At 69.8% G+C, this 14,961-nt stretch carries 15 protein-coding genes; 3 read left to right on the plus strand and 12 right to left on the minus strand.

Translation table 11 applies throughout. The features are described from left to right. Positions 1-5: 5 nt before the first annotated feature. From PGN23_RS05430 to PGN23_RS05445, 4 genes are read right to left on the minus strand one after another with little or no spacing between them, the layout of a single operon-like run. A complete protein-coding gene (locus PGN23_RS05430; RefSeq protein WP_335301815.1) occupies positions 6-959 on the minus strand; it encodes a 50S ribosomal protein L11 methyltransferase in 954 nt (317 codons plus the stop codon). Then, positions 949-1,662, minus strand: coding sequence for an SDR family NAD(P)-dependent oxidoreductase (locus PGN23_RS05435; protein ID WP_335301816.1), 714 nt, complete (start codon positions 1,660-1,662; stop codon positions 949-951). The genes PGN23_RS05430 and PGN23_RS05435 overlap by 11 nt, the downstream gene beginning before the upstream one ends. A gap of 28 nt (positions 1,663-1,690) precedes the next feature. Next, entirely contained in the window at positions 1,691-3,013 is a 1,323-nt protein-coding gene (locus PGN23_RS05440; RefSeq protein WP_335301817.1) for a methyl-accepting chemotaxis protein, read from the minus strand. 26 nt (positions 3,014-3,039) lie between these two features. Then, the gene (locus PGN23_RS05445) at positions 3,040-4,383 is read right to left on the minus strand and encodes a methyl-accepting chemotaxis protein (RefSeq protein ID WP_443019743.1); all 1,344 of its coding nucleotides are present in this window, start codon (positions 4,381-4,383) and stop codon (positions 3,040-3,042) included. A gap of 203 nt (positions 4,384-4,586) precedes the next feature. On the opposite strand from PGN23_RS05445, the gene sdhC reads away from it, so the two are divergent. The 3 genes from sdhC to sdhA are packed head-to-tail and all read left to right on the plus strand — an operon-like array spanning position 4,587 to position 7,191. Beyond that, positions 4,587-5,012, plus strand: a complete 426-nt coding sequence (gene sdhC / locus PGN23_RS05450; RefSeq protein WP_335297366.1) for a succinate dehydrogenase, cytochrome b556 subunit — start codon at positions 4,587-4,589, stop codon at positions 5,010-5,012. Continuing rightward, positions 5,012-5,389, plus strand: coding sequence for a succinate dehydrogenase, hydrophobic membrane anchor protein (gene sdhD, locus PGN23_RS05455; RefSeq protein ID WP_335301819.1), 378 nt, complete (start codon positions 5,012-5,014; stop codon positions 5,387-5,389). Before sdhC ends, sdhD begins: the two co-directional genes overlap by 1 nt. Continuing rightward, a complete protein-coding gene (gene sdhA, locus PGN23_RS05460) occupies positions 5,389-7,191 on the plus strand; it encodes a succinate dehydrogenase flavoprotein subunit (RefSeq protein WP_335301821.1) in 1,803 nt (600 codons plus the stop codon). Before sdhD ends, sdhA begins: the two co-directional genes overlap by 1 nt. Before the next feature lie 78 nt (positions 7,192-7,269). Here the strand turns inward: sdhA and PGN23_RS05465 are convergent, their stop codons facing one another. The 8 genes from PGN23_RS05465 to dnaJ all read right to left on the minus strand — a co-directional run bounded on the left by PGN23_RS05465 (position 7,270) and on the right by dnaJ (position 14,831). Next, on the minus strand, positions 7,270-7,587 hold the full coding sequence (locus tag PGN23_RS05465) for a type II toxin-antitoxin system PemK/MazF family toxin (RefSeq protein ID WP_335301823.1): 318 nt from the start codon (positions 7,585-7,587) through the stop codon (positions 7,270-7,272). Continuing rightward, a complete protein-coding gene (locus tag PGN23_RS05470) occupies positions 7,584-7,841 on the minus strand; it encodes an AbrB/MazE/SpoVT family DNA-binding domain-containing protein (protein WP_335297363.1) in 258 nt (85 codons plus the stop codon). The genes PGN23_RS05465 and PGN23_RS05470 overlap by 4 nt, the downstream gene beginning before the upstream one ends. Before the next feature lie 37 nt (positions 7,842-7,878). After that, complete coding sequence (locus tag PGN23_RS05475; protein ID WP_335297362.1) at positions 7,879-8,475, minus strand: 2-hydroxychromene-2-carboxylate isomerase; 597 nt, start codon at positions 8,473-8,475, stop codon at positions 7,879-7,881. Between the two features lie 72 nt (positions 8,476-8,547). Beyond that, entirely contained in the window at positions 8,548-9,909 is a 1,362-nt protein-coding gene (locus tag PGN23_RS05480) for an efflux transporter outer membrane subunit (protein WP_335302088.1), read from the minus strand. 29 nt (positions 9,910-9,938) lie between these two features. Continuing rightward, on the minus strand, positions 9,939-11,093 hold the full coding sequence (locus PGN23_RS05485; RefSeq protein WP_335297359.1) for an HlyD family secretion protein: 1,155 nt from the start codon (positions 11,091-11,093) through the stop codon (positions 9,939-9,941). Beyond that, positions 11,090-12,667, minus strand: a complete 1,578-nt coding sequence (locus PGN23_RS05490; protein ID WP_335297357.1) for an MFS transporter — start codon at positions 12,665-12,667, stop codon at positions 11,090-11,092. Before PGN23_RS05490 ends, PGN23_RS05485 begins: the two co-directional genes overlap by 4 nt. Before the next feature lie 134 nt (positions 12,668-12,801). Then, the gene (era, locus tag PGN23_RS05495; protein WP_335297355.1) at positions 12,802-13,707 is read right to left on the minus strand and encodes a GTPase Era; all 906 of its coding nucleotides are present in this window, start codon (positions 13,705-13,707) and stop codon (positions 12,802-12,804) included. Further along, a complete protein-coding gene (dnaJ, locus tag PGN23_RS05500; protein ID WP_335297353.1) occupies positions 13,704-14,831 on the minus strand; it encodes a molecular chaperone DnaJ in 1,128 nt (375 codons plus the stop codon). Before dnaJ ends, era begins: the two co-directional genes overlap by 4 nt. Between the last annotated feature and the right edge of the window lie 130 nt (positions 14,832-14,961).

Here is a 14,961-nt window from a genome sequence, read left to right on the forward strand (position 1 = left end):
TCGCCTCAGAGGTCGAGCGCCCATCCGTCGCGTCCGCGCGGATCGATCGGCGCGCCGGGCACGTGGCGCGTCGCCCCGGCCGTCAACCGCAGGATCGTCCAGTCGCCGCGCCGGTCGACCGCCTCCAGCGTGCAGCCGCAGGCGGCAAAGGCGGCGACCACCTGCTCGCGCTGCGTCTCCAGCAGCCCCGCCAGCACGATCGCGGCGCGCGGGGCGGCGATCGCCGCCACCTCCGGCGCCATCGAGATCAGCGGCCCGGCCAGGATGTTGGCGATGACGAGATCGTAGGGCGCCGCCGCCGTAATCTCCGGCGACAAGGCGCCGTCCGCGACGATCAGCGCGATGTCGGCCACGTCGTTGGTCGCCATGTTCTCACGCGTGACGAGGATCGCGGCGGGATCGATGTCGGTCGCGGTCACCCTCGCGGCGGGCCACAGGTGACGCGCGGCGAAGGCGAGCAGCCCGGTCCCGGTGCCGAGATCGATCGCGTTCGTCACCGCCTGCGCGCTCAACCCCTCCAGCATGGCGAGGCACCCTGCGGTGGTGGCGTGATGCCCGGTGCCGAACGCCTGTCCGGCATCGATCAGGAAGGCGCGGCCCCCCTCCGGCGCGGGGGTGGGGTGCGCGCTGGTATGGACGACGAAGCGTCCTTCGCGGATCGGCTCCAGCCCGGCCTGGCTCATCGCCACCCAGTCTTCCGCGCCCAGCGGGGTCACCACCGGCTCGACCCCGGCGGCGCTCGGCACCAGCGCCTTCAGCGCGGCGAGCATTTCGGGCGAGGGGCGATCCTCGACATAGGCGTCCAGCCGCCAATGCTCGCGGTCGTCCTCGACTTCCTCGCTGGTCATCAGCACCGCATCGATCGCCAGATCGTCGGCGGCATCGATCGCCTCGGCCTCGGCGCGGGTGCAGGGCAGGGTGACGCGCCAGCTGTCGACGCCGGTGTCGTCAGCGGACATAGCTGGCTCCGTTGATGTCGAGCACCGCGCCGGTCATCGATGCAGGCGCGTCGAGTGCCAGGAAGCGGATCATCGTCGCCACCTCCTCGGGCTGCGCGACGCGCCCCAGCGGGATGTCGGCGAGCAATCTGTCGCCGCCCCGGCTGGCGAGATAATCGTCGGCCATGCCGGTCATCGTGAAGCCGGGGCAGATCGCGAAGGCGAGGATGCCCTCTTTGGCATAGCCGCGCGCGATCGTCTTCGTCATCGCGACCATTCCCGCCTTCGCGGCGGCGTAATGCCAGTGCGCCGGGCTGTCGCCTCGGTAAGCGGCGCGGCTGGCGACGTTGACCAGCCGGCCGCCATCTCCGCGAACCTGCCAATGCCGGATCGCACGGCGGCTGAGCTGCGCGGCGGCGGTCAGGTTGACCTGCATCGCGCGCGCCCAGCCGTCGCGCCATGCGTCGTCGTCGCCGTCGATCGGGTTGGCCTCGAACACGCCGGCATTGTTGACCAGCACGTCGATACGCCCGTCCAGCCGGTCGAGCGCATCCCGCCACAGCCGGTCGACCGCATCGGGATCGGCGAAGTCGGCGGCGAGCATATGGTCCGCGCCGGCGGTGGTGGCCTGCCCGACGAGCGTGACGTCGGGGACGGTGGACAGGGTGGCGACCGCGGCGGCGCCGATGCCGCGGCTGGCGCCGGTCAACAGGATGTGCGTCATGCCGGGGCGTGTAGCGGCCCCGGCGACGTTATGCCACGCTGGACGCGAAGGTCGCGGCGGCCTCGCGCAGATGGTCGAACCGCCCGCCCAGGTGGATCAGCGACCCGCCCAGCGCGTCCATGCCGTTCGCCATCTCCTCCGCATCGTGCCGGATCGAGGTGATCGTGTGCGACATCGTGTCCGCCGCCAGCGCGGTCTCGTCGACCGCGGCGGTGATCGCGGTGACGGTCATCGCCTGCGTCCGCATCGCCTGCTGCACCGCATCGGCGGCACCCTGCACCTCGGCCATGGTGTCGCGGATCGAGGCGCTGGTGTCGACGGTCACCTGCGTCGCGGCCTGGATCGCGGCGATCTTGGCGGCGATGTCGTCGGTCGCGCGCGCGGTCTGGCTGGCCAGGCTCTTCACCTCCTGCGCCACCACCGCGAAGCCGCGCCCGGCATCGCCAGCGCGCGCCGCCTCGATCGTGGCGTTCAGCGCCAGCAGGTTGGTCTGCCCGGCGATGTCGCGGATCAGCCCCAGGATCGATTCGATCGACTTGGCATGGTCGCTCAGCGCCGCGCTCGCCGCGACCGCGCCGCTGGCGCGGCCCGACGCCGCCTCCAGCGTGTCGGCGCAGTTGCGCATCTGTCCCTGCACCTCGCCGATCGCACGGATCAGCCCGGCGGCGGTCGACGCCGCGTCGCGCATCGCCAGCGCGGATTGCTCGGCGGCGGCGGCGACCTCGCTGGTCTTGCCCAGCATCCGCCGCGTGGCGGCGGCGCTGCCCGCCGCCTGCTCGCGGATCTCCACGCCTTCGCCGTCGATCTCCTCGATACCGTCGGCGATGCTGGTGCGGAACGCCGCGCCGCGTGCCTGCCGGTCGGCGCGGTCGCGCTCCGCCGCCATATGCGCCAGATGATCGGCCATCAGCTCGGCCTCGACCAGCGCGATCCGCTGGATGGTATCGGCCATGACGCTCAGCCGCGCCGTGTCGCCCGCGACGCCCCGTTCGAGCAGCGACAGCACATGCGCGTTGCTGGCCGCCATCGCCTTCAAAAAGGCGCCGAGCGGCACGCCGACATTCTGCGTCTGCTCGACATAGCGGATCAGCGCGGTGCGCCACGCATCGCTCAGCGGCGCGGCATAGCGCAGCCGGCCATAGCGGCGGCCGCGCGCGATGTGGCGGTTCATGTCGGCTGCGCTCGCGGGACGCGCGACCTGCGGCACCTCGCCCAGCGACAGATAGAGGTTCCAGAACGCGGCGGAGGCGCCGGTCCAGCCGTTGTCCGCCGCATCGACGATGGCGACGATCCGGGCACAGGACGGGGCGATGGACCCATCCCAGTCCGACGGATGCGCGAGCGTGGTCATCGATCGTTCCGCTGCCCCACGTCGATTCAGGCCGCGACCTTGGTCGCGAAATCGAGCGCATGGGTATCGAGCGCCCCCAGCCGGCCGGCGAGCGAATCGAACCCGCGGCCCAGCTGGTCGATCTCGGTCGCGACCGCTTCGGTATCCTGGCGGATCGCGCCGATCGTGTGCGACATCGAATCGGCGGCGAGCGCGGTTTCGTCGACCGCGGCGGTGATCGCGGTGACGGTCTGCGCCTGCGCCTCCATCGCGGTACGGATGCGCGTGGCGGAGCCCTGCACCTCGGCGACGGTGTCGCGGATCGAGGCGCTGGTGTCGACGGTCACCTGCGTCGCGGCCTGGATCGCGGCGATCTTGGCGGCGATGTCGTCGGTCGCGCGCGCGGTCTGGCTGGCCAGGCTCTTCACCTCCTGCGCCACCACCGCGAAGCCGCGCCCGGCATCGCCAGCGCGCGCCGCCTCGATCGTGGCGTTCAGCGCCAGCAGGTTGGTCTGCCCGGCGATGTCGCGGATCAGCCCCAGGATCGATTCGATCGACTTGGCATGGTCGCTCAGCGCGCCCGATACCGCGACCGCGTCGCCCGCCTGCGCGGCGGCGCGTGTGGCGACGTCGGCGGCGATCTCGACCTCGGCGCGCGCATCCTCGATCGCGCGGATCAGCCCGGCGGCGGTCGCCGCGGCGTCGCGCATCGCGACGGCGGACTGTTCCGCGGCGGCGGCGACCTCGCTGGTCTTGCCCAGCATGCCGCGCACCGACGACGACGTGCTCGACGCCTGCGCCCGCAGCGTGCCGCTCTCGCCGTTGGTGTCCGCCACGCTCGCGGTGATCGTGTCGCGGAACTCGTCCGACAGCTGATCGCGCTTGGCCTGGGCGAAGATGCGGTCGTAGCCCGCGAAGAGCTCCACCGTCAGCTCGGTCTCCATCCCGAACAGGCACATCAGCGTGTCGATCAGGGTGTGGTAACGCGGATCGTCGCGATCCAGCGTCTCCGTCAGCACCTGCATCGCGGCGCGGTCCGCCGCGCACGACATCGCCAGCAGCGACATCGTGGAGATGTTGGCGGCGATCGCGGCCGCCACGGACCGCTCCAGCGACTCGACCCAGGCATAGCCGTTCAGGTGGTTGAGGCGGTTGCGCAGATAATTGACCCCGGCGTCGACGCGCTGCTGGTTTTGCAGATGCGCCCATTCCACCTGGCCCGGGTGCGACTGACGCCAGGAGATCCAATAGGCCTCGGACACTTCCGCCGCGCGCGGTCCGATGATCGACCACAGTTCCGCCGCACGGCTCACCAGCGTGCCGTCGCCGTCGAAGGCACGGATGCGCGACGCCAGATCGACGCTGCGGGCAACGGTGGTGGGCGGCGGCATGACCCGAGCGCTCAAGCTATTTCTCCAGCACGGCAAAGTTCGACGCACCGACCTACCGCGGCAGTGGTAAACAAGGAGTTAGGGCGCGGCGTTCATCGCGACGCGGCGGCGGGGTAAGCCGGGTGCTTGCATCCGTGCGCGCCACGCCGCATAGACCGCGCCAAACCGTTCGACCGACCCGTAGCTCTTCAAGGAACCAGCGCTTGGCCACCAGACCCGACCGCCCGCGCAGCCCGCACCTGTTCAGCGGCCCGCTCGCGATCCACTATCGCTGGAGCCCGGCGATGACCGCGTCGATCATGCATCGCGTGACCGGCGACGGCATGGCGACCGTGGGCACGGTCCTGCTCGTCTGGTGGCTGGCGGCGATCGCATCGGGGGCGGATGCCTATGCCACCTTCCTCGACGTGTTCACGACCTCGACCGGCCGGCTCAACGTGCTGGGCTGGATCGTCGGCGTCGGGCTCACCTGGTCGCTGTTCCAGCATATGATGAGCGGGATCCGCCACTTGGTGATGGACACCGGCGCGGCGTTCGAGCTGAAGGCCAATCGCACCTTCGCCATGCTGACCTTCGTCGCCTCGGCGCTGCTGACGGTTGCCTTCTGGCTCTATCTGGGGATCAAGTGATGAGCACCGAGATCGGCCGGGTCCGCGGGCTGGGCAGCGCGCACGCCGGGGCGCACCACTGGTGGCATCAGAAGCTGACCGCGGGCACCAACCTGCTGCTGATGGCGTGGCTGCTGGCGTCGATCGCGACGCTGCCGTCCTATGATTACGTCACGGTGCGGCTGTGGCTGCATTCGATGTGGGCGGCGGTGCCGATGGTGCTGCTGATCGCCTCGGTCTTCTACCACTTCCGCCTCGGGCTGCAGGTCGTGATCGAGGATTATTCGCACAAGGAAAATCGCTTCGTGATGATGATCCTGCTGAACGTCTTCACCGTCGCGACCGCCGCCATCGCCATCTTCTCGATCCTCAAGGTCGCCTTCGGAGCCGCCGCCTGATGTCTGATGCGTATAAGATCATCGATCATACCTATGACGCGGTCGTGGTCGGCGCGGGCGGATCGGGGCTGCGCGCCACGATGGGCATCGCGGAGAGCGGGCTGAAGACCGCCTGCATCACCAAGGTGTTCCCGACCCGCTCGCACACCGTCGCGGCGCAGGGCGGCATCGCCGCGTCGCTCGGCAACAACTCGCCCGATCACTGGTCGTGGCACATGTTCGACACCGTCAAGGGCTCCGACTGGCTCGGCGACCAGGACGCGATCGAATATATGGTGCGCGAGGCGCCGGCCGCGGTGTACGAGCTGGAGCACGCCGGCGTGCCGTTCAGCCGCAACGACAATGGCACCATCTACCAGCGCCCGTTCGGCGGCCACATGCAGAACATGGGCGAGGGGCCTCCCGTGCAGCGCACCTGCGCCGCGGCGGACCGCACCGGCCACGCCATGCTTCACGCTTTGTACCAGCAGTCGCTGAAGTACGACGCCGATTTCTACGTCGAATATTTCGCGCTCGACCTCATCATGGAGAATGGGGCCTGCCGCGGCGTGATCGCGCTGTGCATGGAGGACGGCTCGATCCACCGCTTCCGCAGCCACGCGGTGGTCCTCGCCACCGGCGGCGGCGGGCGCGTGTACCAGTCGGCGACCTCGGCGCATACCTGCACCGGCGACGGCAATGGCATGGCGCTGCGCGCCGGGCTGCCGCTCCAGGACATGGAGTTCGTCCAGTTCCACCCGACCGGCATCTACGGCGCGGGCGTCCTCATCACCGAGGGTGCGCGCGGCGAGGGCGGCTACCTCACCAACTCCGAGGGCGAGCGCTTCATGGAGCGCTACGCTCCGTCTGCAAAGGACCTCGCCAGCCGCGACGTCGTCGCGCGCTCGATGGCGATGGAGATGCGCGAGGGCCGCGGCGTCGGCAAGGACAAGGACCACATCTTCCTCCACCTCGACCATATCGATCCCAAGGTGCTGCACGAGCGGCTGCCGGGCATCACCGAGACGGGGAAGATCTTCGCGGGCGTCGACCTGACGCGCCAGCCGCTCCCCGTCACGCCCACCGTCCACTACAACATGGGCGGCATCCCGTGTAACTATCACGGCGAGGTCGTGAATCCGCGCGACGGCAACCCCGATGCGATCGTGCCCGGCCTGTTCGCGGTGGGCGAGGCGGCGTGCGTCTCGGTCCACGGCGCCAACCGTCTCGGCTCCAATTCGCTGATCGACCTCGTCGTCTTCGGCCGCGCCACCGGCCTGCGCCTCAGGGAGACGCTGAAGCCGAACACCTCGCACAACCCGCTGCCCAAGGGCTCGGAGGAGATGGCGCTCGGCCGGCTCGATCACTTCCGCCATGCCAAGGGGGCGACGCCCACCGCGCAGCTGCGCGCCGAGATGCAGAAGACGATGCAGAAGCACTGCGCCGTGTTCCGCGACACCGCGCTGCTGGCGGAGGGCGTGCAGAAGATCGAGGGCATCAACCGCGGGATGCAGGACATCGGCCTCACCGACCGCTCGCTGATCTGGAACACCGATCTGGTCGAGACGCTGGAGCTCGACAATCTGATCGGCCAGGCGGTCGTGACGATGAAGAGCGCCGACAACCGCAAGGAAAGCCGCGGCGCGCACATGCACGAGGATTTCCCCGAGCGCGACGACGCCAACTGGATGAAGCACACCACCAGCACCTTCGATGGCTGGGGCGGCAAGGGCGGCGCGGTCGCGATCGATTATCGCCCGGTCCACGACTATACGCTCACCGACGACGCGGAATACATCAAGCCGAAGAAGCGGGTGTATTGAGCCACGCGCCCCGCCGTCCATCGGCGGCGGGGTAGAAGGTGTACCTGAGCGCCCGGTCGCTACCGCGGTGCGGTTCGATCAGATCGTAAACATTTCCGTGAGAATGCCCAGCACTCCCGAGAGCGTTGGGCCATCAAGCGCCCCCAGCCGCTTGACCAGTCGTCGACGGTCCAGCGTCCTGATCTGATCGGGAAGAACAAGTCCATCCTTGCCGCGAAAGGAGACCGGCATCCGGAAGCGGGCGGGGTGACTGCCACTGGTGAGCGGAGCGACGATCATGGTCGGCGCGCGGCCGTTCAACTCATCCGGCGAGACGATGACGCAGGGGCGCGTCTTCTGGATCTCACGCCCGATGGTCGGATCGAGCGTGCACAGCCACACCTCGCCGCGCTTCACCAGTCGAGCTCGCAATCACCTTCCACGGCAACGTCGAGCCACTCTTTCTCTTCGACGGTGATCTCGTGGCTCGCGAGGCAGGCAGCATCCTCGGCCCAGCCGCTGCGCGCTTTGCGTAACGGGGTGACGATCACGCGACCGGCATCAACGCGAACGTCCAGAGGCGTTCCTACCGTAGCGCCGAGCTCTTGCAGGATAGCCTTCGGTACGATCATCCCGACCGAGTTTCCCATCTTTCGCAGCGCAGTTTCCATAGCCCCAACATAGTCGGTTGCATTGGTTATAACAAGGTTATAACCGCGCTTCCACCGCGGCGCGCACCAGCGGCATGCGATCGTTGCCGAAATACATGTCGTCGCCGCCGACGAAGATCGTCGGCGACCCGAACCCGCCCCGCGCGATCAGCTCGTCGGTGTTGGTGCGTAGCTGCGCCTTGACCGCTTCGTCGCCGATCGCCGCGACCATCGCGTCGCCATCGACCCCCACCTCCGCCGCGACGCCGCGCAGCACCGCGTCGTCCGACAGGTCGCGGTCGTCGGTCCAATAGGCCCGGAATGCGGCGCGCGCAAAGGGGACGCAGTCCTGCCCCAGCCAGCAGCACGCGCGCATCGCCTTCACGCTGTTGACCGGGAAGACGCTCGGCGGAAAGCGGATCTCCAGCCCCTGAAGTCGCGCCCAGTCGCGCAGGTCCTTCGCCATGTAGCGCGCCTTGGCCGGCACCGGATCGGCGCGCTGCGCATAGACCGATCGGTTGACCGTATTGAACACGCCGCCGACCAGGATCGGCCGCCACGTGATCCCGACGCCCAGATCGGCGCCCAGCGGCTGGATGCTCTCGAAGCCCAGCCACGTCCACGGCGACGAACAGTCGAAGAAGAACTCGATCATGGATGACCTCTCCCTGCTCGGGAGTGTCGCCCACCGCCGCCATCGAGGCAAGCGATCGACTTGGATCACGCTCTACGGTCGTGCGACCGCCGCCACGTCCGCCCGCGACCAGCCGCCGCCCATCGCCTGATACAGCGCGATATAGCTGGTCAGACGATCCGCCTGCGCCTGCACCAGCGACAGTTCCGCGGTCAGCAGGTTCCGTTGCGCATCCAGCTGTTCGATATAGCCCGAATAACCCGCGCGGTAGCGGTTGGACGCATTCTGGAGTGCGCCCCGCGCCGCCGCCGCCTGATCCCCGAGCGCGCTGGCCTGCTCCCCGGTGCGCCGCACCCCGGCCAGCGCATCGTCGACCTCGCGAAACGCCGTCAGCGCGGTACGGCGATAGGCGAAGGCCGCCTGGTCGCGCCGCGCGGTCGCCGCCCGCTCCTGCGCCCGCAGTCGTCCGCCGTCGAAGATCGGCGCCAGAATGCTCGCCCCCAGCGAGAACAGCGCGACCGGCTGCGACAGCGCGGTCGACAGCACCACGCCCGCAGACCCGGTGAGCGCGATATTGGGCAGCATCGCGGCGCGCTGACTGTCGAGCGTGCGGTCGGCCGCGACCAGCGTCTGCTCGGCCTGAAAGATGTCGGGACGGCGGCGCAGCAGGTCCGCGGGCAGCCCGCCCGGGATCGGCGGCGTGGCGATCGCCTTCAGTGCGCGGCCCCGTGCGATCGCCCGCGGCGTGTCGCCGGTCAGGACCGCCAGCGCGTTCTCCGCCCGGGTGATCGCCAGTTCGGCGGCGGGGACGAGCTGAGCGGTCGCGGCATATTCGCCCTGCGCCTGCCGATATTCCAGCCGCGAGGTATAGCCGGTCTCGAACCGCCGCCGGGCGATCCTCAGCGAATCGGCCCGCGCCGCCAGCGTCTGCCGCGCGATCGCCAGCCGCTGGTCGAGCGCGCGGAGCGTGACATAGCCCGATGCCGCCGCCGCCGCGGTGGCGAGGCGCACCGTATCGCGCGCCGCCTCGGTCGCCAGCAGCTGCGCGCGCGCCGCCCGCGTCGCCTGCCGCAGCCGCCCGAACAAATCGAGGTCGAAGCTGGCGGTGACGTTGGGCTGGACCGCCGCCGACTGCGTCGCCCGGCCCAGCGCGCTCAGCGACTGACCCTGCGTTTCCGGCACGGTGCCACCGATCGTCGGGAGCAGCTGCGCCCGCGCCAGCGCCTCTGCGGCGCGCGCTTCCTCCACCCGTGCCACCGCGATGTCGATGTCGACGTTGTTGGCCAGCGCGCGCTCGACCAGCGCGGTCAGCTGCGGATCGTCGAATCCCTGCCACCATTCGCCCGCTATCGCGGCGTCGCCCGGCAGCGCGGTACGCCACGCCGGCGGGGGCACGACCGCGGCGGCGGGCGGCGCGGCGGCGCGGGGGCCGGGCAGGGTGCATCCCGCCAGCATCACCGGCGCCAGCAGCAGCGAACGCCGCCTCACCGCGCCACCGCCGTGGCGGTGTCGACATGCGCCTGCACCGACATGCCGGGGCGCAACCGCGCGGCGAGCGGCTGGCCGGGATCGATGCGGATCCGGACCGCGATCCGCTGCGGCACCTTCGTGAAATTGCCCGTCGCGTTGTCGGACTTCAGCACCGCGAACTCGCTGCCCGCGGCAGGCGAGATGCGCTCGACGCGTCCGGTCAGTCGTGCGTTGGCCAGTCCGTCGACGGTGAAGGTGGCGGGTTGCCCCACCGCGATCCGGGCGGTCTGCGCCTCCTTGAAATTGGCGATGACCCAGGTTTCGGGCGGCACCAGGAACATCAGCTGCGAACCCGCGGTGACATATTGCCCGACGCGGACGCCCACCTCGCTCAGCCGCCCGGCTTCGGGTGCGCGGATGACGGTATTGGCGAGGTCGATCCGCGCCAGCCGCAGCGCGGCCTGCGCGCCCGACACGCCCGCCTGCTGCCCGCCGCGGCCGACCTCCACCGTGCGGATGTCCTGCCGCGCGATCTCCCGGGCGGCGGCGGCCTGCTTCACCTGCGCCTGCGCCTGACGCAGCGCAGCGAGCGTCTGGTCGCGCTCGCGCAGCGACACCGAGCCATCGGTGACGAGGTCGTTGACGCGGTTCATATCGGCCTGCGCGCGCATCAGCTGCGCCTGCGCATTGGCGACCGCGGCCTCCTGCGCACCGAAGCTGGCGTTGCGACTGGCGGCGGACTGGCGGCTGTTGGCGAGCGTGGCGGCGGCGGCCTCCACCTGCGCCTGCGCCTGGTCGACGCGTTGCGCATAGATGCGCCGGTCGATCTCCACCAGCGGCTGGCCGGCGGCGACCCGATCGAAGTCGTGGACCAGCACGCGGATGACATAGCCCGACACCTGCGGCGCGATGACCGTCGTGCGCCCGCGGACATAGGCGTTGTCGGTCGACTGGACTGCGCTGTCGAAGGGCCAGATCCGCCAAGCCGCCAGCACCGCGGCGATCCCGGCCAGCACCAGCACCGCGACCAGCGCAAGGCTGCGCGCCGACAGCGCGGGTGGCCGCCAACCGGAGCCCGCCGGTGCCGGCGCCGGTGCCGTCGGGGCGGGGGCGGCTTCGGCCTCGCGTTCCTCGGTAGCGGGAGCGGCGGAGATGGAAGTATCGGTCATGCGGCGATCGCCCGGCGTTCGCGCCACTGGCGGCGCGCAAGGAGGAAGAGGAGGTAGAGGAAGGTCAGCGCGGCCAACACCGCGATCAGGCGGAAGACGTCGTCATAGGCCAGCACGTTCGCCTCCCGTGTAGCGGTCTGCGACAGCAGGGCGCCGCCCTCCGCGCTGCGCAGCGCCGGATCACCCACCACCCGCGCCACCCCGCCGGCCCCGGCCTGTAGCCGGGCCTGGACGAGCGGGTCGGTGGGGTCGATCTGCTGCACCAGCGCGGCGCTGTTCGCTTTCTCGCGCACCACCTGATAGGTGCCAAGCATCGCGGTGCCGGCCAGGCCGCCGAGCGAATTGATCATGCCGAACAGCGCGATGAAGCTGATGACGTGCCCGGTCCCCTGCTGGAGCGCGCGCGTCATCCCGAACAGCAGGGACGGGCCGAGGAAGAAGGTCGCACAGAACGCGATTGTCGCCTGCGTCAGGTAGAGCTGCGGCGCGCGCGTCAGGCTGGTGGCGTGCGAATCCGCCCAGGCGGCGACCGCGACCAGCCCGATCGCGAGCATGACGGGGTGCGCCAGCCGGTTGACGTCGAGCGTCACCGCGCTGGCCACCACGCCGGCGATGCTGGCGATCAGGATGATGGTGAAGAACGGCATCAGCTGGTCGTTGTTCTGCCCCAGCACCGTCAGCAGCCCGACCGCGCCATAGCTCTGCTCCGACAGGACGATCCGCGCCATGATGGTGACGACCGTGAAGCGGACGATGTCGGCGCTCGCCAGCCAGCGGGTGTTGAGCAGCGGGTTGGCGCGGTGGTGCTCGATCACGAGCGCGGCGGCGAGGAGCGGGATCGCGGCGACCAGCGCCCAGCCGATCCATGTCGCCTGCGTCCACCACACGATCCGTCCCAGCCCCAGCACTGCGGCAAACAGCGCGGCGGCCATCGCGAAGAGGACGAAGGTCACGAAGTCGAGCCGTTCGAATGCCTTCTGCCGCGTCGTCGGTGGCAGGCGGAAGGCCAGCACCGCGCCCAGGCTCATCAGCGCCAGCCCCAGTTCGAAGAGATAGAGCGTGCGCCACTGGCTCATCGCCAGCAGTTCGGGGGAGAACAGGCGCGCCAGCGGCGTGGCGCATTGCGGCACCCCGATCCCGACCACGATCGCGCGCAGCCGCCACGGTGCGGGAAAGGCCTGCATGAAGTAATAGAGCGAGAAGGTGCTGAGCGCGGCGCCCGCCATGCCGCTGGCCGCACGCACCAGGATGGCGGAGGCGAAGTCGTGGACGAACAAATGCGCGAGCGTGAGCACCGCGTACAGCGCGATGAAGATGACCGCGAAGGGGCGCAGCCCGAATTGCTGGCGGAACTTGATGAGCAGCAGGTTGATGCTGACGTTCGTCATCACATAGACGGTCGGCAGCCACGCGATCTCCGCCGGGTCGAGCCCGAGCGACCCCGCCAGCGTCGTGGTGTTGGCCGCCACCAGCGCATTGCCCAGCCCGCCGGTCAGCCCCAGCAGCGTCGCCACCGCGCCATAGGCGATGCGGCGCCGCGCCGGATGCTCCGGGGAGCCGGGCGATCCGGGCATGGCCGGGCGTTCATGGGGCGCGAAATCCCATGTCTCTTCGGAAAGGAAGGCGCGGAGCCGCGCGGCGAGCGTCATGACGAGGGGAGAACGCGGATGCGTAACGATCTGTTGCTTGTTACGATCTGCCTCGTTCGTCACTCCACCCAGTCGAGCCCGATATCGCGGTAGACGCCGCGGTCCTCGTCCCAGCCGGGCTTCACCTTGACGTGCAGGTAGAGGTGGACGGGGCGGTCGAGCAGCACGGCCAGCTCCGCGCGCGCGCGGGCGCCGATCTCGCGGATGCGCGCGCCGCCCTTGCCGAGCACGATCGCGCGCTGGGTGGGGCGTTCGACCAGGATCTGCTGGTGGATCTCGGTCGAGCCGTCGCCGCGGTCGGCGAATTTCTCGGTCTCCACCACGCTGGCGTAGGGAAGCTCGGCATGGAGCTGGAGGTAGAGCTGCTCGCGCGTCACCTCGGCGGCAAGCGCGCGCTCGCTGGCGTCGGACACCTGATCCTCGGGGAAATGCCACGGCGCCTCGGGCATGGCGTCGGCCAGCGCATCCTTCAGCTCGGACAGGCCGTCGCCGGTCTGTGCCGAGACGAAGAACGTCTCCCTGAACGACAGGATCGCGTTCAACCGCTCGGCGTGGAGCAGCAGCTTCGGCTTGTCGGCGATGTCCACCTTGTTGAGGATCAGGTAGATCGGCTCGCGGCGGTCCTTCAGCCCTTCCGCGATCTCCGTCACCTTCGGTCCCAGCCCGCCCTTGGCGTCGACCACCAGCGCGATGACGTCCGCACCCTCCGCCCCGCCCCAGGCCGCGGCAACCATGGCGCGGTCGAGGCGGCGGCGGGGCTCGAAGATGCCGGGGGTGTCGACCAGCAGCAGCTGCGTCTCGTCACGGATCGCGACGCCCATCAGGCGGGTACGGGTGGTCTGCGCCTTGGGGCTGACGATCGCGACCTTCTGGCCGACGAGCGCGTTGACGAGGGTGGATTTCCCCGCGTTCGGCGCGCCCACGACCGCGATCAGGCCGCACCGATGTTGGCGATGTTGGTTCATTCGCCGGCCAGAGCACTTTTCAGCCGCGAGAAGAAGCCCTGCGATTGCGGGCATTCCTCACCTGTCTCGGTCTCGCGGAACATCTCCAGAAGTTCGCGCTGGCGGGCGGTAAGTTTGCTGGGCGTCTCCACATCGACCTGGATGACCAGGTCGCCGTGGCCGCGGCCCTGCAACACCGGCATGCCGGCGCCGCGCTGCTTGAGCTGGCGGCCCGACTGGATGCCGGCGGGGATCTTCACCTCGTGACGGCGGCCGTCGAGCCCGGGGATGGACATCGTGCCGCCGAGCGCGGCGGTGGTGAAGCTGATCGGCGCGCGCGCGAACAGCGTCGTTCCCTCGCGCTCGAAGATCGCGTGCCGCTTCACGTGGAGGAAGATGTAGAGGTCGCCCGGCGGAGCGCCGCGCGCGCCCGCCTCGCCCTCGCCGGTCAGGCGCACGCGCGTCCCCTCGTCGACGCCGGCGGGCACGTTGACCGCGAGCGTCCTGGTCTTCTCGACGCGCCCCTCGCCGCGACAATCGGGGCAGGGGTCGGTGATGACCTCGCCCGAGCCGTGGCAGACCGGACACGCGCGCTCGACGACGAAGAAGCCCTGTTGCGCGCGGACCTTCCCCTGGCCCTGGCAGTGATGGCAGGTGTGCGCGTGGGTCCCCGGCTTCGACCCCGAGCCGTGGCAGCTGTCGCAGGCGGCGGAGATGTCGACGGTGATCTCCGTCTCCTTGCCGTGGAACGCTTCCTCGAGCGTGATCTCCATGTCGTAGCGCAGATCGGCGCCGCGGCGGACCTGGCGCCCGCCGCCGCCGCCGCGCCCGCCCATGAACTCGCCGAACACGCTTTCGAAGATGTCGGAGAAGCCGGAGAAATCCTGCGCGCCGTGTCCGCCGCCGCCGCCCATGCCCTGCCGGAACGCGGCATGGCCGAAGCGGTCGTAGGCGGCACGCTTCTGCGGATCCTTCAGGCAGTCATAGGCCTCGCTGACCGCCTTGAACTTGGCCTCGGACTCCTTGCACCCGGCATTCTTGTCGGGGTGATATTTCATCGCGAGCTTGCGGTATGACGATTTGATCGTCGCGGCGTCCGCGGTGCGCTCGCATTCGAGCAGCTCGTAATAGTCGACTTCGGTCATGCGGCCTCGGCGTCGGATCGGGGGGTATGCGCGACCCGGATCATGGCAACGTCATTCCCGCGCAGGCGGGAATCCAGACAGGCTGACGTGAGGAAAAGAGCCGCAGCGTCAGTGCGTCTGGATCCCCGCC

Origin of the sequence: Sphingomonas adhaesiva, assembly GCF_036946125.1 — a bacterium.
GTDB classification, from domain to species: Bacteria; Pseudomonadota; Alphaproteobacteria; order Sphingomonadales; family Sphingomonadaceae; genus Sphingomonas; species Sphingomonas adhaesiva_A.